This is a genomic window from Actinomadura sp. K4S16 (assembly GCF_008327685.1).
Taxonomy (GTDB): domain Bacteria; phylum Actinomycetota; class Actinomycetes; order Streptosporangiales; family Streptosporangiaceae; genus Spirillospora.
Genome location: NZ_BDDE01000013.1, coordinates 228940 through 247339 on the forward strand (window position 1 = coordinate 228940; position 18400 = coordinate 247339).

The 18400-nt window shown below is 70.4% G+C and carries 18 protein-coding genes; 2 read left to right on the forward strand and 16 right to left on the reverse strand.

Translation table 11 applies throughout. The features are described from left to right. Positions 1-133 precede the first annotated feature (133 nt). Together K4S16_RS16205 and K4S16_RS16210 are read right to left on the reverse strand one after the other, a co-directional pair. Positions 134-835: a response regulator transcription factor gene (locus K4S16_RS16205; protein WP_149259775.1), complete on the reverse strand. Its 702-nt coding sequence runs from the start codon at positions 833-835 to the stop codon at positions 134-136. 76 nt (positions 836-911) lie between these two features. Continuing rightward, on the reverse strand, positions 912-2081 hold the full coding sequence (locus tag K4S16_RS16210) for a sensor histidine kinase (protein ID WP_149259776.1): 1170 nt from the start codon (positions 2079-2081) through the stop codon (positions 912-914). A 111-nt stretch (positions 2082-2192) separates the two neighbouring features. Between K4S16_RS16210 and K4S16_RS16215 the strand changes: the two genes are divergently transcribed. Beyond that, on the forward strand, positions 2193-3206 hold the full coding sequence (locus tag K4S16_RS16215) for an SAM-dependent methyltransferase (protein WP_308800799.1): 1014 nt from the start codon (positions 2193-2195) through the stop codon (positions 3204-3206). Here the strand turns inward: K4S16_RS16215 and K4S16_RS16220 are convergent. The 4 genes from K4S16_RS16220 to K4S16_RS45775 form a co-directional block, all read right to left on the reverse strand. Next, positions 3203-4411 (reverse strand): cytochrome P450, encoded by a 1209-nt coding sequence (locus K4S16_RS16220; protein WP_149259778.1) that lies wholly within the window; start codon positions 4409-4411, stop codon positions 3203-3205. The genes K4S16_RS16215 and K4S16_RS16220 overlap by 4 nt on opposite strands. A gap of 198 nt (positions 4412-4609) precedes the next feature. Next, complete coding sequence (locus tag K4S16_RS16225) at positions 4610-5905, reverse strand: hypothetical protein (RefSeq protein ID WP_149259779.1); 1296 nt, start codon at positions 5903-5905, stop codon at positions 4610-4612. Positions 5906-6070: 165 nt separating this feature from the next. Then, positions 6071-7414 carry a PH domain-containing protein gene (locus K4S16_RS16230; RefSeq protein WP_235036844.1) on the reverse strand — a complete coding sequence of 448 codons (1344 nt, stop codon included), beginning with the start codon at positions 7412-7414 and terminating at the stop codon, positions 6071-6073. 185 nt (positions 7415-7599) lie between these two features. Beyond that, positions 7600-7944, reverse strand: a complete 345-nt coding sequence (locus tag K4S16_RS45775; protein WP_235036845.1) for a PH domain-containing protein — start codon at positions 7942-7944, stop codon at positions 7600-7602. 394 nt (positions 7945-8338) lie between these two features. Between K4S16_RS45775 and K4S16_RS16240 the strand changes: the two genes are divergently transcribed. After that, positions 8339-9487, forward strand: a complete 1149-nt coding sequence (locus K4S16_RS16240; RefSeq protein ID WP_149259782.1) for an NADH-quinone oxidoreductase subunit D — start codon at positions 8339-8341, stop codon at positions 9485-9487. A gap of 18 nt (positions 9488-9505) precedes the next feature. On the opposite strand, the gene K4S16_RS16245 is transcribed toward K4S16_RS16240, so the two are convergent. The 10 genes from K4S16_RS16245 to K4S16_RS16290 form a co-directional block, all read right to left on the reverse strand. Beyond that, positions 9506-10015, reverse strand: coding sequence for a DUF3180 domain-containing protein (locus K4S16_RS16245; protein ID WP_149259783.1), 510 nt, complete (start codon positions 10013-10015; stop codon positions 9506-9508). Continuing rightward, complete coding sequence (gene folK / locus K4S16_RS16250) at positions 10012-10599, reverse strand: 2-amino-4-hydroxy-6-hydroxymethyldihydropteridine diphosphokinase (RefSeq protein WP_149259784.1); 588 nt, start codon at positions 10597-10599, stop codon at positions 10012-10014. The genes K4S16_RS16245 and folK overlap by 4 nt, the downstream gene beginning before the upstream one ends. Next, positions 10596-10961 carry a dihydroneopterin aldolase gene (folB, locus tag K4S16_RS16255; protein WP_149259785.1) on the reverse strand — a complete coding sequence of 122 codons (366 nt, stop codon included), beginning with the start codon at positions 10959-10961 and terminating at the stop codon, positions 10596-10598. Before folB ends, folK begins: the two co-directional genes overlap by 4 nt. Then, entirely contained in the window at positions 10958-11395 is a 438-nt protein-coding gene (locus K4S16_RS16260) for a nuclear transport factor 2 family protein (protein WP_149259786.1), read from the reverse strand. The genes folB and K4S16_RS16260 overlap by 4 nt, the downstream gene beginning before the upstream one ends. Next, positions 11392-12315 carry a dihydropteroate synthase gene (gene folP, locus K4S16_RS16265; protein ID WP_149259787.1) on the reverse strand — a complete coding sequence of 308 codons (924 nt, stop codon included), beginning with the start codon at positions 12313-12315 and terminating at the stop codon, positions 11392-11394. The genes K4S16_RS16260 and folP overlap by 4 nt, the downstream gene beginning before the upstream one ends. 157 nt (positions 12316-12472) lie before the next feature. Then, positions 12473-13078 (reverse strand): GTP cyclohydrolase I FolE, encoded by a 606-nt coding sequence (gene folE, locus K4S16_RS16270; RefSeq protein ID WP_149260152.1) that lies wholly within the window; start codon positions 13076-13078, stop codon positions 12473-12475. 32 nt (positions 13079-13110) lie between these two features. Beyond that, complete coding sequence (gene ftsH / locus K4S16_RS16275; RefSeq protein ID WP_149259788.1) at positions 13111-15114, reverse strand: ATP-dependent zinc metalloprotease FtsH; 2004 nt, start codon at positions 15112-15114, stop codon at positions 13111-13113. 409 nt (positions 15115-15523) lie between these two features. Beyond that, positions 15524-16087 carry a hypoxanthine phosphoribosyltransferase gene (hpt, locus tag K4S16_RS16280; protein WP_149259789.1) on the reverse strand — a complete coding sequence of 188 codons (564 nt, stop codon included), beginning with the start codon at positions 16085-16087 and terminating at the stop codon, positions 15524-15526. A 121-nt stretch (positions 16088-16208) separates the two neighbouring features. Beyond that, positions 16209-17207: a tRNA lysidine(34) synthetase TilS gene (gene tilS, locus K4S16_RS16285; protein WP_149259790.1), complete on the reverse strand. Its 999-nt coding sequence runs from the start codon at positions 17205-17207 to the stop codon at positions 16209-16211. A 79-nt stretch (positions 17208-17286) separates the two neighbouring features. Further along, positions 17287-18396 carry a zinc-dependent metalloprotease gene (locus K4S16_RS16290; RefSeq protein WP_149260153.1) on the reverse strand — a complete coding sequence of 370 codons (1110 nt, stop codon included), beginning with the start codon at positions 18394-18396 and terminating at the stop codon, positions 17287-17289. Positions 18397-18400 lie beyond the last annotated feature (4 nt).

The window sequence follows — 18400 nt, forward strand, 5'->3', positions numbered from 1 at the left end:
TCCCCCGTCCCCCCATCAACCGACCCCGCCAGGCCCGCGCACACGTAGGCGCCGGAGACATCACGGGTCACCGGCGCCTCGTTCACGGCTCAAGCATCCGCCCCGACGACGGGGATCAGGCCGCGACCACGGGCTACGCGGGCGGGTCGGTCTGGCCGCTTCGGACCAGGCCCGTCTCATAGGCGAACACGACGGCCTGAACCCGGTCGCGCAGGCCGAGTTTCATCAGGATCCGCCCCATATGGGTCTTCACGGTGGCCTCCGAGACGTACAGCCGCGCGGCGATCTCCGCGTTCGACATCCCGCGCGCCACCAGCCGGAGGACCTCGTTCTCCCGGTCCGTCAGGCTCTCCAGCGCCCCGCTCGCCTTCTGCCGCGCGTCCGGCAGATGCACCGCGAACCGGTCGAGCAGCCGCTTCGTCGTGCTCGGCGCCACCACCGCGTCCCCCGAGTGAACCGCCTTGATCGCCTCGATGAGCTGCGCCGGGCCCGCGTCCTTCAGCAGGAACCCGCCCGCGCCCGCCTTGATCGCGGCGAACGCGTACTCGTCCAGGTCGAACGTGGTCAGGATGACGACCTTCGGCCCGGACCGCGCCACCACCTGCCGCGTCGCCTCGATCCCGTCCATGCGCGGCATCCGGACGTCCATGAGGACCACGTCCGCCCGCGTGCGGCGCAGCAGGTCCAGCGCCTGCAGCCCGTCGCCCGCCTCGCCGGCGACCTCGATGTCGGGCTGCGCGTCCAGCACCATCTTGAACCCGGCCCGCACCAGCTCCTGATCGTCCACGAGCACCACCCGGATGGGCGCCGCCACGTCGTCGACGTCCGTCGTCATGCAACCTCCCTGTTCACGACACCCCACACGCCCGGCGAAAGCCGCCGCAGGCCCCGGTCCCGCCCGCCGCGGCCGGTCACGCGGCGACCTCCTCGCGCACCGGGAGGCTCGCGGCCACTTCGAAACCGCCGCCGGCGCGCGGACCGGCGTGGACCGTGCCGCCGTACACGGCGACGCGTTCGCGCATTCCGGCGAGGCCGTGGCCGCGCCCGTCGTCGGGCGCGGCGGCGCCCCGTCCGTCGTCGACCACGCGGATCTCCACCGCGTCACCGGCGTAGTGCAGCCGGACCGACACGCTCACCTGCGGGCCACCATGCTTGAGCGTGTTGGTCAGCGCCTCCTGGACGATCCGGTAGACCGTGAGCTGCCGTCCCTCCGACATGGCCGCGGGGGATCCGTCCACCTCGAACGCCACCGCGAGGCCCGCCGCGCGGACCTGTTCGACCAGGTCGTCCAGCTGCGCCACACCCGGTTGCGGCGCGTACGCCCCCGCGTCGTCGTTCTCGCGCAGGACGCCGAGGAGCCGCCGCATCTCCGCCAGCGCCAGCCGTCCCGTCGAGGAGATCGTGTCGAGCGCCTGCCGGGCCCGCCGCACGTCGCTGTCGATGGCATAGGACGCCCCGTCCGCCTGCACCACGATCACGCTGACGTTGTGGGCCACCACGTCGTGCAGCTCGCGGGCGATGCGGGCGCGCTCGGCGGCCATCGCCACCTTGACCTCGTTGTCGCGCTCGCGCTCCAGCCGCTCGGCCCGCTCCTCGACCGAGCGCAGGTACGCCCGCCGCGTGCGCATGTGCAGGCCGAGGACGTAGACGCCCGCCACCAGCACCGTCATCATGACGAACGTCAGCCGCCGGTCGTTGGCGCCGGACGGGTAGCGGTAGGTCACCATGACCGACCCCACCTCGCCGACCAGCGCCGCCGCGAGCCCCCAGCGGAACGTGCATCCGGCCGTGACCGTGTAGAGGCCCATCAGGACGGCGACGTTCGCCGGTACCGGGATCACCCCCAGCACGCACTGGACGCAGGAGACCAGCGCGACGAAGGCGAAGACCGCCCGGGGGAAGGTCCGGCGCAGCACCAGCGGCCCGATCAGCAGGGTCGCCAGCAGCAGGTGGCGCACCGTGCCGACCTGGGCGGAGCCCCCCAGCAGCGACGGCAGGGAGAGGAACACCACGGGGAGCGCGTAGAAGGCGTCGACGAGCGGCTTCCGGCCCCGCAGCCACTCCCATGAGCTCGCCACCATGCCGACAGCGTACGTACGCGCTGGTCAGTCCGGGATCAGCCGCAGGTCGGACCCGCCTCCACCGCGAGGATGGCCCGTCCGGACTCCGCCACTCACGGTAACGTCGCTGGTGTGGAGTCGCTGGTTTCCGGATGGCTGACGTGGCGCACCGCGATGGAGCGGGCCCTGTACGGGGAGGACGGCTTCTACCGGCGCGAACGCCCCGCCGAGCACTTCCGAACCTCGGTGCACGCCTCGCCGCGGTTCGCCGCCGCCCTCACCCGCCTGCTGGTCGAGGTCGACGCCCTGCTCGGCCGGCCCGACCGGCTCGACGTGGTCGACATCGGCGCCGGGTCGGGCCGCCTGCTGAGCAACATCCTGGCCTGCGCGCCACCCGAGCTGAGCGCGCGGCTCGCCCCGACGGCGGTGGAGCTCGCGCCGCGTCCCGCCGACGTCCCGTCCCGGGTCGTCTGGCGCCCTGACCTGCCCTCCGGCGTCACCGGCCTCGTCGTCGCGAACGAGTGGCTCGACAACGTGCCGCTGGACGTGGCGGAACGCACCCCCGACGGCGTCCGGACCGTGCTGGTCGACCCGTTCACCGGCACCGAGCGCCCGGGGCCGCCGCCGTCCGACGAGGACCGCGACTGGCTGGAGCGGTGGTGGCCGCTCCCCGAACCGGGCGACCGCGCCGAGATCGGGCATCCGCGCTGCGCCGCCTGGTCCGCGGTGATCGAACGCCTTTCCGCCGGCCTCGCGCTCGCCGTCGACTACTCGCACTCGCGCGAGTCGCGCCCCGTGTACGGGACGCTCACCGGCTACCGCGACGGCGCCACCGTCCCCGCCGTGCCGGACGGATCGTGCGACGTCACCGCCCATGTCGCGCTCGACGCCTGCATGGTCGCGGGGAAGCGCGCCGGCGCCACGTCCAGCCTCCTGACGACTCAGCGCGAGGCCCTGCGCGCCCTCGGCCTCTCGGGCGCCCGCCCCCCGCTGGACCTGGCCCACCGCGACCCCCGCGCCTACCTCGCCGCCCTCTGCCACGCGGGCGAGGACGCCGAACTGACCGACCCGTCCGGCCTGGGCGGCTTCGGCTGGCTAGCCCAAACCACCGCCATCCCGCTCCCCCCTCCGCTGGCGACCGGTTAGCGCTCCACGTGGAGGGCTGTTAGGCCGCGGAGGATGAAGCCGGGCTTCCATTCCGGCTCGGCGGTCAGGTGGAGAGCGGGGGCCGCGCGCAGCATCGCGCCGAACGACTCCACGAGTTCGATGCGGGCCAGGGGCGCTCCCAGGCAGTAGTGGATGCCGAGGCCGAAGGTGATGTGCGGGTTCGGGTCGCGGGCGAGATCGAGCCGGTTCGGGTCGGCGAACACCTCCGGGTCGCGGTTGGCGGACGCGAACTGCAGCGCGACCTCGGCGCCACGGGGGATGTCGACGCCGGCGACCCTGATGTCCTCCAGCACCCAGCGCTCGAACATGGGCGCCGGGGTGTCGTAGCGGAGCAGCTCCTCGACCGCGGTGGGGACGAGCGACGGGTCGGAGCGGAGGCGTTCCAGCTCACCGGGGTTGCGGAACAGCGTCCACCAGCCGTTGCCGGTCGCGTTCACCGTGGCCTCGTGGCCCGCGTTGAGGAGCAGGACGCAGGTGCCGATCAGCTCGTCCTCGGTGAGCCGGTCGCCCTCGTCCACGACGTGCGCGAGCGCGGAGATGAGGTCGTCGCGCGGATCGCTCCGCCTGGTGCGGGCCAGGCCCCGCAGGTAGTCGGAGAACTCCACGGCGGCGCGGACGGCCGTCCGCTGGGCCTCCTCGGGCGGGTTCAGCTCGTACATGCCGCAGATGTCGGCCGACCAGGGGCGCAGCAGATGCCGGTCCTCGACGGGGACGCCGAGCATCTCGGCGATCACGTTCACCGGCAGCGGCTCGGCGACCTCGGCGAGCAGGTCGCCGCCGCCCCGGTCCGCGAGCCCCGACGCCAGTTCCTCGGCGAGGCGCCTGATCGTCGGGCGCAGGCCCTCCACCATCCGCGCCGTGAACGCCTTGGACACGAGGCGCCGCAGCCGCGTGTGCGTGGGCGGCTCCACGTCGAGCATCCCGGCGCGGATCAGGTCCCAGAACGGCTTGAGGAAGTCGGGCTCGGCCATCTGCCCGAACTCCTCGTGGGTGGCGATGTGGAGGTACGACCGCCCGAGGCGCCGGTCGCGCAGCAGCGCGTCGACGTCCTCGTACCGGCTGATCACCCACTGGCCGGTGGGCTCGTGGAAGAACACCGGATGCTCGGCCCGCAGCCGCTCGAACACCGGGTACGGGTCCGCCACGAACGCGGGGGACCAGGGGTCATAGGCCAGATCGCTCATGCCCAGACGATATGTGCCTCGCACCACCGGCCTGCCCCTTTCTGACGGTGTCGGCCCGCCCTCCCCCCTCGGGCGGGCCGACGCGTTCCATCGTCGGGGGACGCCGAGGGGCTCGGAAGCAGAACGCGATTCTGTGGAAAACCCGTCCGGGGTCGCGGCTTGGCACCGGCCTTCGACACTGCGCGCAGCGCGAGCGCATCATGGGGGTATCCGCCGGGGACCGATCCCGTCCGAGCCCCGCCCTCCGGGCGGCGGCACAGAACGGATCCGGGCGTCTCTAGCCATTTTCCCCGTGACGTGCAGGATGAGCAACGTGAAGAGGAATGACAAGACGATCAGGGACCACTCTCCGATCCCTTTCGGGAGGCCCAGGCGCAGTGTTGCGGATACCAACTCAAAGCCGAAAAGGACGAGGAGCACGGTTCGCATGAGCGCGATCAACTCCGCGCGCCGCCGCCAGTCCTGAAGGCCTGGATCATTCGCCTGCGGCAGCCCGTCCTCATATGCGGCCAACCGGTCCTTGACAGGACGCAGGGCGCCACGCAACCTCGCTCGGAGGACGTCGTAGAGCGGAAAGGCGGGAGGCAACGGCGAGAAGCTCGGAGCCCAGTCGGTTGAATAAGTGATCAGACCGCCACTGGAGCGCTCTTTGTTCATGAATTCCCTCGCGGCCGGGCGGAACTCCGGCAATTCGGGGACGGATGCGCGCTCTTCGGCGGAACAGCCTCGCAGCGCGCTGGCGACCTCGGCTCGGAACAGGTCGAACGCCTCCTCTGTCTCGGGGGCGACGAAGAGGAGCCGCTCGGGCGGCACGATACGGGTCGCCTGGAGGAATTCCCAGACGAGCCCGGAAGCGCCGTCGGTTCCCCCCGAGGTGGCGACCGGACGGGGATCAAGAGCGATGACGACCATTCGAGCCCGGGACATGAGGTCTTTGACCGGCTCTTCCCAGCCGTCCTGCGGCATGTACAGGCGCCGGGCTCCGGCGGGCGGCAGAGGCTCGCCGGGGATTCCCACGGCTATGACCGGCCCCAGGCCGCGCAGGGACGAGATCAGGTGTTCTTCGATGCTGTGGCCGGAGAAGAAGAACGTCCCGAGGTGCGGCAGCGACATCAAGGCTTCGGGGCGCAACCAGGACCGCTCGAGACCGGTCTTTTCCGCATCGCGGTAGAAGGCTCTGAGGTACAGGACGAACACGTCGCCGTCCGCGGGAAAAGGTGCGATCTTCGCGAGACGCCTTCTCCCGTTCAACCGGAGGAGTTGGCCGCAATGAACCACCGCCCCGCCCGCCAGCATCGACGGGAAGATGAGAAAGTACTCCCAGGAGAACGTTCGGCCGCTGTATCCCAAATAGAGAAGCATCCCCAGAGACATGGCCAGGCCGAGGAGTGACAGCAGCCAGCCCGAGATCCATAAAGCGATCCCGAACGGCTTCGAGCCGGTTCTGGACAAGCCGGAATGGGAGGAGTCCGACTGGGCTGGATGAAGGTCCATGCGGCCGACTATAGAGACTCTGACACCGAGTCGAGTCGGTTGCCGCCCAACTTGCGGGCGATGGGGAGCCCGCTGTGGCGATTCCGGCGGAATTCCAGCTCCCGCGCTTCTCCGCCCCAGGTGACGAAACCGGGCCGCCCTGAGATGACTTCCTCTGGATGACCGTCAGCGGGCCCAGTGGGTGGGGTCCCCGCCGCCGGCGCGGCGGGCGGCGAGGGCCCGGCGCGCGGTGGACTCGACGATCGCGCGGGCCTCGCCGAGCTCGCGGTCCGCCGCGGACACCTGGACCGGGCCTGGGGGCGCGTCCACATGGACGGTCGCCAGGCCCAGCAGCCGCTGGAAGAGGTTCGCGGTCAACCGGACGCTTTGCGCGCGCGCGTGTGCGATCACGTCCGTGCGGCGGCAGGGCCACCCGTGCCGGGTCACGAAGACGACGTCGTCGGTGCCCGCGCCGTCCGCGTGGTCGATCGACACGGTCTTGGAGGACGCCGGGATGAGGGGGACGGCGTCCACGTGCGTCCCCGGGAAGACCTGCGAGACGAGGTGCATGGCGACGTGGCGCGGCGCGACGGGGAGCAGGGTCGACGACAGCGCCTGCCGCTCGCCCGCGTATCCGGCGACGGTGACGTCGACGCGGGCCCATCCGAGGGTGCGCCAGATCGCCGGTTCGACGATGCTGACGGCCTGGACGCGTCCCGGCGGGAGCGTCTGCATCCGGGTCTCCAGCAGGCCGTAGCGCAGGCGGATCCCGTCCGGTGACATCGCCACCGTGAAGTTGGCGTACATGACCAGCGGCGCGATCACGGCTCGGATGAGGCCGAGCAGGACCGGGATGGTGACGGCCAGGATGCCGCCCTCCGCGTACAGCACGAAGAAGATGAGGGACGCGAGGAAGAGCAGCACCGTCCCCAGGACGGGCAGCCGCACGACCAGCGACCCGAGGAGCGGGCCGAACGACACGCGCCACAGGTGCCGTTCGGGGGCCTCCGGGGTGTGGCCCGGAAGCCCGGCGGCGCGGGCCAGGAGTTCGGCGCGCAGCTGTTGCGCCGACTGCCGTCCCAGGTAGCGGAGGGCGATCTCGCTCTTCTCGCCTCCTGCCAGTTCCACGCGCACTTCCGAAAGCGCGAACACCCGCGTCACGAGCGGACGCACGACGTCGATGGCCTGGATTCGCGAGAGCGGGATGCGCCGCGCGTTCTTGCGCAGGATGCCGGTCTCCACGACGAGGTCGTCTTTGTCGACGCGGAACCGCAGGGACAGCCACGTCCACAGGCCGGTCCCCACCGCGATGAACCCCATGGGGACGGTCACGATGATGAACCGCAGGATCACCTCGGGTGTGAGCGCCAAGGTGACGCCGCTGTCCGTCTGCGTCAGCAGGAGGGGGAAGCCGAGAAGGACGAAGTAGATGATGAGGAAGATGAACGCGCGCAGCGGGGCCGTCGCCCAGTGGAGCCTGTGCGTGCCCTCCGAGAACCGGACGGGCGGCCGTTGCGGCGGGCCGTACACATACGGCGGACGAGGCGGACCGTACCCAGGGCGTGGGGGCGGGTACGGAGGCCCCGGAGGGCGCCCGTAGGGGCCAGGCTGCCCGTGGGGCCCGGGTTGCCCTTGTGGTCCCGGTTGCCCATAGGGCCCAGGCGGGCCCGGTGGCCCGGGTCGGCCAGGCGGGCCGTACGGGCCATAGGGGCCGCTCATAGGCCCATGCTCCGTTCCTCGCCCTTCTGCGCGAGACGGTCACGCAGGAGCGCGGCCTCCGCGGAGGGAAGCCCCGGAATCGTCGCGTCCGTCGCCGCGGCCGCGGTGTGCATCCGGACGGTGGCGACGCCCATCCACCTCTCCAGCAGCCCCGCGGTGACGTCCACGAACTGCATCCGGCCGTACGGAACCACGATGAGCCGCCGGACGAAGACACCGTGGGTCACGATGAGGTCGTCCTGACGCTCGACATAGCCGTAGGCCCTGCGGTCCAGTTCCGCGACCAGCCAGGTGAGGATCACCCCGAGCACGACAGCGGCGACCCACATGGAGGCCGCCACGACGGTGCCGTTCCTCCATACGATGAAAGCGCCCACCCCGCCGACGGGGATCGCCCAGAGGACCGCTGTGAGAAGCCTGTGGAAGGCGTGGCGTTTCGAGATGGGCGACCAGTGGAGGCCGGCCCCAGGCGCGAACGCCTGATCCGCCTGGTAGAGAGGCGGCCCTTGCTGCGGCGGGTAAGGTGCCCCTACCTGTCCCTGACCAGGGGGCTGACCGCCGTGGCCCGGGTCGGACGGCGCGGGCGGACGCACCGCGCCCTGCGGTCCAGGGTGCGCGGCGGGATCGTATGGCGGTTCGCCGTGGCTCGCGTTCATTGCCCCCTAGTCAATCGGATAACGACTACCGCTCGCCATGGGACCATGAAGCGGTGATCGGAGTGGCGGAGGCGCGACCATGACCACCGAACGGATCGTCGGGATCGGTGCGGGCGCCAAAGAGCTCGCCACCGAGGACATGACCCTGAACATCGGCCCCCAGCACCCGTCCACGCACGGTGTGCTCCGGCTGAAGCTCACCCTGGACGGCGAACGCATCTCGGCCGCCGAGCCCATCGTCGGGTACATGCACCGCGGCGCGGAGAAGCTGTTCGAGGTCCGCGACTTCCGGCAGATCATCGTCCTGGCGAACCGGCACGACTGGCTGTCGGCGTTCTCCAGCGAGCTCGGCGTCGTGCTCGCCGTCGAACGCATGCTCGGCATGGAGGTCCCGGTACGAGCCGTCTGGGCGAGGACACTGCTGGCCGAGCTGAACCGGATCCTCAACCACCTGATGTTCCTCGGCTCCTACCCGCTGGAAGTCGGCGCCATCACTCCGATCTTCTACGCGTTCCGCGAGCGCGAGGTCCTGCAGCGGGTCATGGAGGAGATCTCCGGCGGGCGCATGCACTACATGTTCAACCGGGTCGGCGGGCTGAAGGAGGAGCTTCCCGCCGGTTGGACGGCGCGCGCGCGGACGGCGGTCTCCGAGGTGCGCGCCCGCATGGGCGACATCGACGACCTCATCATGGGCAACGAGATCTTCCGGGCTCGCACCCGGGGGGTCGGCGTCCTCACGCGGGAGCAGATCCTGCAGTACGGGGTGTCCGGGCCCATCGCGCGCGCGTCCGGTGTGGACTTCGATCTGCGCCGGGACGAGCCCTACCTCGCCTACGGCGACCTGGACGTCCGCGTGGTCACCCGGTCGGAGGGCGACTGCCTGGCCCGCTTCGAGTGCCTGCTCGACCAGGTGCACGCGTCCCTCGACCTGGCGGACGCCTGCCTCGACCGCCTGGCCGAACTGCCGCCCGGCCCGATCAACCAGCGGCTGCCGAAGGTCCTGAAGGTCCCCGAGGGCCACACCTACGCCTGGACGGAGAACCCGCTCGGCCTCAACGGCTACTACCTGGTGTCACGGGGCGAGAAGACCCCGTGGCGGCTGAAGCTGCGGTCCGCGTCGTTCAACAACGTCCAGGTGCTCGCCGAACTGCTGCCCGGCAACCTGGTCGCCGACATGATCGCCATTCTCGGCTCGATGTTCTTCGTCGTCGGCGACATCGACAAGTAGCACCGCGGCGGCGGTCGCTCAGGCGCGGGACGCGCCGTGGCCCTGGTGCTCGTCGTCCGGGCCCTTGGGCACCCGGCACGCGTACTCCAGGAAGAACGCCGCCGCCACCAGCACGACCGCCGCGAGGAACGTGGCGCCGCTCACGAAGAAGTCGTGCCGGGGGGTCGACTTCTCGAGCGCGCCGACGAGGCTGATGGCGAACCCGGCGAACACGCCCGCGATGACCGCCGCCGAATGCGCGCTGGCCTTCCCCAGGGCCGCCAGGCGCGCCACCGCCATCGGATCCAGCGGCTTGGGCGCCGGCTTGCGCGCGGCGTCCACCGTACGCCGGTCGGTGGGCTTGCGGCGGATGCGGCGCAGCACGTTCAGGCCCGTGAAGGCCTCGCCCAGGGCGAGCAGCAGCAGCGTCGGCACCGCGGTCCACGGCAGCGGCGGCAGCGACAGGTAGGCGGAGCGCAGCACCGCCCAGGTGATCACCGCTATGACGACCACGACGGCGACGAGGAACAGTGGGCGGGAGGGCTTCATGCAGGCTGCTGGAGGGCCAGGTCGTCGCGCCGCCGGCAGGCCGAGGGGCCGCCCTCCGCCTGCTTGGCCTCGGCCAGGTCGCCGACGCGGCCGTGTCCGGGGAGCAGCACGTCCGGCTCGATGTCGGACCACGGGACGAGGACGAAGGCGCGCTCGTGCGCGCGGGGGTGCGGGAGCGTCAGATCGGGATCGTCGGACGTGATGTCGCCGAACGTCACGATGTCGATGTCGAGGGTGCGGGGGCCCCAGCGGACCTCGCGCTCGCGCCGCATCGAGTTCTCGATGTTCAGGACCCGCTCCAGGAGGTTCTCCGGTGGCAGGCGGGTGTCGGCGATGAGCACGATGTTGAGGAAGTCGCCCTGCTCGGGGATGCTCTCCCCGGGCGGCGCGTAGGGGGCGGTCTCGTAGACCGGGGAGAACGCCACGAAGTGCAGGCCGGGTGCGTCGAACAGCGCGTCGACAGCTTCCTGGATGTTGTCCATCCGGTCGCCGAGGTTGCTGCCGATCGAGAACACGACACGGTGCTGGACCAGCATGTGCCCGCCGGTGGCGGTGCGGTCGGGCATGCGGTCGGACGCTGTCATGGGCGACTCCTCCTGATCTTCACGGCGACGTCCGTGAAGGGGTGCGGGATCGGGGCGCTCGGCTTGTGGACGGTGATCTCGACCTCGGACACCGTCCGATCTTCCAGACATATCTTCGCCAACCGGTCGGCCAGCGTTTCGAGCAGGTTGAGGGGCTCACCCTCGACGGCGGCGACCAGCTTGCCGGCGAGCGTGCCGTAGTCGACGGTACGCGAGAGGTCGTCGCCCTCCGCGGCGGGGCGCGTGTCCAGGCCGAGGACGGCGTCCACGACGAACTCCTGGCCCAGTTCGCGCTCGGCGGGCAGGCATCCGTGCCTTCCCCGCGCCCTAAGGCCGCGCAACTCGATGCGGTCGAGAGTCATTCTTCCTCTGCATCCACGACGTTGAGGACGGGTGAACCGTGGTGAAGCAGAAGCCGCCACTCACCGCCCGCCCGTACGAACACGTTCGTCGCCACGATGCTTCCACCCGCGAGGAATCCGGCTTCGGTGTCCTCGTCGGCGGTCAGGATGTTCTCCTTGCACGTCACCACGGCGTGGTCGCCGTAGACGTCCGTCTCCACGTCGGTCAGCACGAACTGGATGTAGGACGTGTTGGCCATGATGAGCACCCACGAGCGCAGCACCGCCTCTCGTCCGCGCAGCATCGTCCAACCGGGGTGCACGCAGGAGACGCCGTCCGCGTAGGGGCCGTCCGCCCAGACCGCCGACATGCGGTCGAAGTCGCCGGCCTCGAACGCGGCGTAGAACTCGGCATGGACCTCGTCCACGTCGGCGCGGTTCACGGCACGGCTCATAGGCGGGGACTCCCATTGTCGTAGCTGGCGCCGTCGTAGCTGGCGCCGTCGTAGCTGTAACTGACCGGACGCGCCGCGCGCATCGCGGCCGCCACTCGTACGGCGTCCGCGTTGGGCCGGACCCTGTGCACCCTTACGCACCACGCCCCGGCGGCCGCCACGAGAGACGTGATGGCCACGGTCGCGTCGTCGCATTCGCCGAAGGGGCGGCGCGTCCCGTCCGGCTCCGCTAGGAGCCTTGTCAGGAATCCTTTGCGGGACGCTCCCACGAGGACGGGGTAGCCGAGACTCGTGAACGCGTCGAGATGGGCGAGCAGCGACCAGTTGTGCCCCGTCTCCGGGTTCTTGGCGAAGCCCAGCCCCGGGTCGAGCACGATCATCGAGGGATCGACGCCCTCCCCCAGCACGGCGTCGACCCTGTGCGACAGCTCGTCGCGAACCTCGCGCACCACGTCCGTGTAGACGGCGCGGGTCTGCATGTCGTGACTGTGGCCGCGCCAGTGCATGACCACGTAGGGGACGCCCGCGGCGGCCACCACCCGCGGCATGTCAGGGTCGGCCAGGCCGCCGCTCACGTCGTTCACCAGCCGGGCGCCCGCGTTGACGGCGGCCTCGGCGACCTCGGCGCGCATGGTGTCGACGCTCACCGGAACGTTCTCGGCCACGAGCGCCTCTATGACGGGGACGACGCGGCGCAGTTCCTCTTCCTCCGTCACACGCTGCGCGCCGGGGCGCGTGGACTCGCCGCCCACGTCGACGATGTCGGCGCCCTCGGCCACGAGGTCGAGCCCATGGCGGATGGCCTTCTCAGGGTCGAACCAGGCGCCGCCGTCCGAGAAGGAGTCGGGGGTCACGTTCACCACGCCCATGACGAGGCAGCGCCCTGGCTCGGGCAGCCCCGGAACGGCGGCAGTGGTCATGTCACCCCACCCTATGCCTTGGAATCGACCTGCCAGGGCGGCGCATCGACCGCCTCATCCGTCCGGCATACCCTCTCCGGAAGCAGCAGAACGGGCCTCAGCGCGACGCTGAGGCCCGTTCAGACGTTCAGGCGACTCCGGGAGCCCCGAAGTCGCGTCAGCGGCCGAGAATCAGGCTCATCGCCTCGGACCGCGTCTCGGGGTGGTCGCGGAAGTCGCCGCGCACCGCCGACGTCACCGTCTTCGCGCCCGGCTTCCGCACTCCGCGCATCGTCATGCACAGGTGCTCGGCCTCGATCACCACGATGGCCCCGCGGGGCTCCAGCACGGTCATCATCGCGTCGGCCACCTGGCTGGTGAGGCGCTCCTGCACCTGCGGCCGGCGCGCGTACACGTCCACCAGCCTGGCCAGCTTCGACAGACCGGTGATCTGGCCCTTCTTGTTGGGCGTGTAGCCCACGTGCGCGACCCCGTGGAAGGGCACCAGGTGGTGCTCGCACACGGAGTACACCTCGATGTCCTTCACCAGGACCATTTCCTCATGGTCGGCGTCGAACACCGTGGTCAGCGCGTCCTCGGGCTGCTGGCGCAGGCCCGCGAACTGCTCGGCGTACGCGCGCGCCACCCTGGCGGGGGTGTCGCGCAACCCGTCACGGTCGGGGTCCTCCCCGATGCCGATCAGGATCTCGCGGACGGCCTTCTCGATGCGCGCGTGGTCGAAACGCCCGCCGTGCAGGGTCTCGCCCGGCGGGTCGTTCTCGATCGGCGCCTCGTCGTACGGGATCGCCAAGGCCGTCAGCTCTCGCCCGGGGCCGGGTCGACGGCCTCAGAGGTGACGCCGCCCTGGCCGTTGTTCTTGGTCAGGTCGGTGACGTCCTGCGGGCCGAGCAGGGCGAGCTCCTTGGGCGTGAGCACCGGCGGACGGTCGGACGGGAGGCGCTTGCCGTAGCCGGTGTAGGAGTTCTGGTGCGGCCGCTTCTGGATCGGCGCGAAGATCTCCAGCACCTGGTTCTTGGAAAGCGTCTCCTTCTCCATCAGGTTGACGACCAGCTCGTCCAGGACGTCGCGGTACTCGACGAGGATCTCCCACGCCGTGTCGTGCGCGGCCTCGATGTAGCGCCGGACCTCGTCGTCGATCGCGGAGGCGATGTCCTCGGAGTAGTCGCGCTCGTGGCCCATGTCGCGGCCGAGGAAGACCTCGCCCTGCCCGGTGCCGAACTTGCGCGCGCCGAGGCGCTCGCTCATGCCGTACTCGGTCACCATGTTGCGGGCGATGGAGCTGGCCTTCTCGATGTCGTTGGCCGCGCCCGTGGTGGGCTCGTGGAAGACCAGTTCCTCGGCGGTGCGCCCGCCCAGCAGCATGGCGAGCTGGTCGGTCATCTCCGAACGGGTCGTGAGGAACTTGTCCTCCATGGGGAGGGTCATGGTGTAGCCCAGGGCCCGCCCGCGCGGCAGGATCGTCACCTTGTGCACCGGGTCGGAGTTCGGCAGCGCGTGCGCCACCAGCGCGTGCCCGCCCTCGTGGTAGGCGATGATCTTCTTTTCCTTCTCCGACATCACCCGGGTCTTGCGCTCCGGCCCGGCCATGACGCGGTCGATGGACTCCTCGAGGGTGTCCATGTCGATCAGCTTGCGGTCGAAGCGCGCGGTGAGCAGCGCCGCCTCGTTGATCACGTTGGCCAGGTCGGCGCCGGTGAAGCCGGGGGTGCGGCGCGCGATCACGTCCAGGTCGACGTCCTGTGCGAACGGCTTGCCGCGCCCGTGCACGCGGAGGATGCCCTTGCGGCCCTCCAGGTCGGGACGGTCCACGGTGACCTGGCGGTCGAAGCGGCCGGGGCGCAGCAGCGCCGGGTCGAGGATGTCGGGGCGGTTCGTCGCGGCGATCAGGATCACGCCGCCCTTGACGTCGAAGCCGTCCATCTCGACCAGCAGCTGGTTGAGGGTCTGCTCGCGCTCGTCGTGGCCGCCGCCGAGGCCCGCGCCGCGGTGCCGGCCGACGGCGTCGATCTCGTCGATGAAGATGATCGAGGGGGCGTTGGTCTTGGCCTGCTCGAACAGGTCGCGGACCCGGGACGCGCCCACGCCGACGAACATCTCGACGAAGTCGGAGCCGGAGATCGAGTAGAAGGGGACGCCGGCCTCGCCGGCGACGGCGCGCGCCAGCAGCGTCTTGCCGGTGCCGGGCGGGCCGTAGAGCAGCACGCCCTTGGGGATCTTGGCGCCGATGGACTGGAACTTCGCCGGGTTCTGCAGGAAGTCCTTGATCTCTTCCAGCTCCTCCAGGGCCTCGTCGGCCCCGGCCACGTCGGCGAAGGTGGTCTTGGGGGTGTCCTTGGTGATGAGCTTGGCCTTGGACTTGCCGAAGTTCATCACGCGCGAGCCGCCGCCCTGCATCTGGTTCATGATGAACAGGAAGATCAGCACGATCACCACGATGGGCAGCAGGCTGAACAGCAGGTTCAGGAAGAAGCTCTGCTTCGGGACATCAACGTTGTAACCGCCGGACAGCTTGCCGGCGTCGGCCTGCTTCTGCAGCTGCTGCTGCAGCTGGAGGCCCTGGCCGTCGACCCAGGAGCTCTGCTGCTGCTTGCCGTTGGTGAGCGTGAGCTCGATCCGCTGGTCCTTGTCAATGATCTTGGCGGACTTCACCTGGCCCGCGTTGATCTCCTGGACGACCTTGGAGGTGTCGACCTTCTCGAACGAACGGCCGGGGTTGACGCCCCACATGACAAGGGCGACCAAGAGGCCGAACAGCAGGATCCACAGCAGCGGCCCGCGAAAGTAGCGCTTCACGTCCATTTATCCGGTTACCCCTGAGGGGCCCGTCCCTCCTGACCAACGTCTGTGTGTGATCCTCGCCCGTCCCGGGGGACGAACGCCACTGCGACCAACAATGCGACCGACGGGAAGGCCCGTCGCCCGGGGCTCCGGTCCCTCCGTGGCGGCTTCCCTCATTCGACTTCCCGAACCCGGGGTCCGGGACACCGACGGTACACCGCAGGCGCAGGAGACGCAGCCGACGCCGTTCTCCCGCATCCCTTGCCTATACCCGTCAACGACCTTTGCAACGATTCGTCACGGTCCCTTGTTCCCTGGGAGCGTTGGTACGCCTCTGACCAGTGTGGCCCTGTCCGGGGCGATCGGCCCTCCAGTCGCTCGGGTCTCTCCGGTCACCCGGGCTCCGTCGGTGGCTCAAGCCCCAGGGTGCTCAGGCTCCCTCGCCGCCGTACACGTGCGGGGCCAGGGTGCCGACGAAGGGGAGGTTCCGGTACCGCTCCGCGTAGTCGAGCCCATAGCCGATGACGAACTCGTTGGGGATGTCGAAGCCGATGTACTTCACGTCGATGTCGGTCTTGACGGCCTCCGGCTTGCGCAGCAGCGCGCAGATCTCCAGCGAGGCGGGGTTGCGCGAGCGCAGGTTGCTCACCAGCCAGGAAAGCGTCAGGCCCGAGTCGACGATGTCCTCAACGATCAACACGTGCCGGTCGAGGATGTCGGTGTCGAGGTCCTTGAGGATGCGGACGACGCCGGACGACTTCGTCCCCGAGCCGTAGGACGACACGGCCATCCAGTCCATGGAGGCGGGCGAGTGCAGCGCCCGCGCCAGGTCGGCCATGATCATGACGGCGCCCTTGAGGACCCCGACGAGCAGCAGGTCCCTGCCCTCGTAGTCGGCGTCGATCTGCGCGGCGAGCTCCCTCACCTTGGCCTGCAGGTCGTTCTCGGGGATCAGTACCTTCGCCAGGTCTTTGCCCAGGTCCTTCTCGTCCACAACCCCACCCTCATAGCTCAGACCTCGCCCGTCCGGTGGGACGGACGTCGGACGGACACCGCCGCGCGCCGTTCAGGTGCGCTGCGGACGCGGCACGTGGTGATGCGCACACGCCGCGACGTCAAACCGGGCCGAACAGCAGCTTCCCAGACCTCCGCAGGGCGCGCAGCCCCCCGGGCAGATCCACGTGCCGCTGGCCGTGCCAGGCCGTGACCAGCCGATCCACTGCATCGACATGGACCGCCGCGAGCGTACCCGGTGGGCTGCCGGCCCTCACCGCCGCCATCCGGAGGACCCTCGTGCGGACGGCTCTGGGCAGGTTTCCGAGCCCTTCCAGACGGACGGCCGCGCCGTAGCCGTCTTCCGACGCCTCCAGGTCGGAGTAGGCGCGAGCGGCCAACTCGTCAAGGGCGTCTGCGTCGTCGCGCAGCATCCTGGCCGTCCTCGCCAGCGCTTCGGCCACTCCGGGGCCGAGCGCCTTCTCCAGGGCGGGAAGGGCCTCGTGCCGGACGCGCACGCGCGCGTAACCGGGGTCGATGTTGTGAGGGTCGTCCCAGGGGTCGAGCCCCATGGCCTTGCAGGCGCGGCGCGTTGTGGCGCGGTTTAGGTCCAGCAAGGGCCGCAGATACAAGACGCCCTGGGAGCGCCTGAAGCTGGCGGGCATCCCGGCCAGCGACCGGGCTCCGGAACCACGCGCCAACCCCAGCAGGACGGTTTCGGCCTGGTCGTCTTGGGTGTGACCGAGCAGGACGGCAGCGGCCCCCAACCTATGGGCGGCATCGTCCAGGGCGGCGTATCGGGCGTCGCGGGCGGCGTTCTCGGGGCCGCCGCCCCCATCAACGGTGACGGCGACGGATCCTGATGGGTCCAGGCCGAGGTCCGCCATGGTGCGGACCACCGCATCGGCACGCTCGTCCGAACCGTCCTGGAGGCCATGGTCGATCGTGATGCCTCCGGCCGGACGTCCCGCCCTGGGCGCCTCAAAGGCCAGCGCCCCAGCGAGAGCGAGCGAATCGGCGCCCCCGCTGCACGCGGCTAGCACCATCGCCCCCTCAGGGAGGTCGGCGAGAACCCGGCGCACCGCAAGACGTACCGCCGCCACAGCCGGATCAGGGCCCATGGCAAACGTTTACCATCACACGCCGCCGCCCGCCCGGGGCAGGGGCGGCCTGCGGTCCCGGCCGGGACGGCGCGTTGGTTCAGGCCTCGTTGGCCGTGGGCGGGGCGTCAATGGCGCGCGTGCCCACGACCCTGCTCATCCACAGGGTCGGTTCCTTGATCTCGTCGTGGGTCGGGAGCGACTCCGGCGACTCCCACACCCGGTTGAACCCGGTCATGCCCACCTCGGTGACGACGCGCCGCACGAACCGCGACCCCTCCGCGTACTGCTTCATCTTGAGGTCGATGCCGAGCAGGCGCCGGATCGTCTTGTCGAGCTTGGAGCCGCCGCTGCGCCGCCCCTGGAAACGCGACCGGATCTGCTGGACGGACGGCACCACCTCAGGGCCGACCGCGTCCATGACGTAGTCGCCGTGCCCTTCGACGAGCGTCATCACGGCGGTGAGGCGGTCGAGGATCTCCCGCTGCTCCGGGGTCTGGATCGCGTCGATGAGGTTGGAGTCGCCACCGCGCACGGCGTCGGCGACGGCCTCGGCCGCGTCCCGGATGCGGTCCAGCATCATGCCGGGGTCGAGGTCGGACGCCAGAAGGAACTTGGTCATCTGGTCCTGGACGTACTCGCGCAGCCATGGGACGCCGGTGAACTGGGCGCGGTGCGTCTCCTCGTGCAAGCAGACCCACAGGCGGAAGTCGCGCGACTCCACACCGAGCTCCTGCTCCACATGGACGATGTTGGGAGCCACGAGGGTCAGCCGCCCTGTCGGCGCACGCCCGGACGGGTCCGGCGGCAGGAACAGCTCGTACTGTCCAAGGACGCGGCTGGCCATGTACGCCAGAATCGCGCCCACCTGCATGCCCGTGACGCGGGATCCCACGGCCTGGACGACGACGTTTCCGGCGCCGCCCAGCGGACCGGCGTTGCGCCGCTCGGACATCTGCTCCATGAGCGGCTCGAGCACGACCCGGAAACCGTCCACGTTGGCACGGATCCAGCCTGGCCTGTCCACGATCGTCGCAGGGTCGGGGTCGAGCTCGGAGGCCATGCCGGTGAAGTCCCGCACGTGCCCGTGCGCGAGCTTCGAAAGGCCCCGCAGCTCCTTCACGACCTCACGGGCCTCGGCGTGCGTGACCTGCGGCCCCGGCCTGACGAGCCTGGTGCCGGCCTGGACCGCGAGGTTCCAGTCGATCATTGAG

Bases quoted from the DNA above. Each gene is read 5' to 3' on its own strand.
- ftsH (WP_149259788.1), bottom strand. From the start codon at position 15,114: ATGGACGTGAAGCGCTACTTTCGCGGGCCGCTGCTGTGGATCCTGCTG.
- folB (WP_149259785.1), bottom strand. From the start codon at position 10,961: ATGACTCTCGACCGCATCGAGTTGCGCGGCCTTAGGGCGCGGGGAAGG.
- K4S16_RS16210 (WP_149259776.1), bottom strand. From the start codon at position 2,081: ATGGTGGCGAGCTCATGGGAGTGGCTGCGGGGCCGGAAGCCGCTCGTC.
- K4S16_RS16260 (WP_149259786.1), bottom strand. From the start codon at position 11,395: ATGAGCCGTGCCGTGAACCGCGCCGACGTGGACGAGGTCCATGCCGAG.
- K4S16_RS16205 (WP_149259775.1), bottom strand. From the start codon at position 835: ATGACGACGGACGTCGACGACGTGGCGGCGCCCATCCGGGTGGTGCTC.
- K4S16_RS16245 (WP_149259783.1), bottom strand. From the start codon at position 10,015: ATGAAGCCCTCCCGCCCACTGTTCCTCGTCGCCGTCGTGGTCGTCATA.
- K4S16_RS16290 (WP_149260153.1), bottom strand. From the start codon at position 18,396: ATGATCGACTGGAACCTCGCGGTCCAGGCCGGCACCAGGCTCGTCAGG.
- K4S16_RS16225 (WP_149259779.1), bottom strand. From the start codon at position 5,905: ATGGACCTTCATCCAGCCCAGTCGGACTCCTCCCATTCCGGCTTGTCC.
- K4S16_RS16220 (WP_149259778.1), bottom strand. From the start codon at position 4,411: ATGAGCGATCTGGCCTATGACCCCTGGTCCCCCGCGTTCGTGGCGGAC.
- folK (WP_149259784.1), bottom strand. From the start codon at position 10,599: ATGACAGCGTCCGACCGCATGCCCGACCGCACCGCCACCGGCGGGCAC.
- folP (WP_149259787.1), bottom strand. From the start codon at position 12,315: ATGACCACTGCCGCCGTTCCGGGGCTGCCCGAGCCAGGGCGCTGCCTC.
- tilS (WP_149259790.1), bottom strand. From the start codon at position 17,207: ATGGGCCCTGATCCGGCTGTGGCGGCGGTACGTCTTGCGGTGCGCCGG.
- K4S16_RS16240 (WP_149259782.1), top strand. From the start codon at position 8,339: ATGACCACCGAACGGATCGTCGGGATCGGTGCGGGCGCCAAAGAGCTC.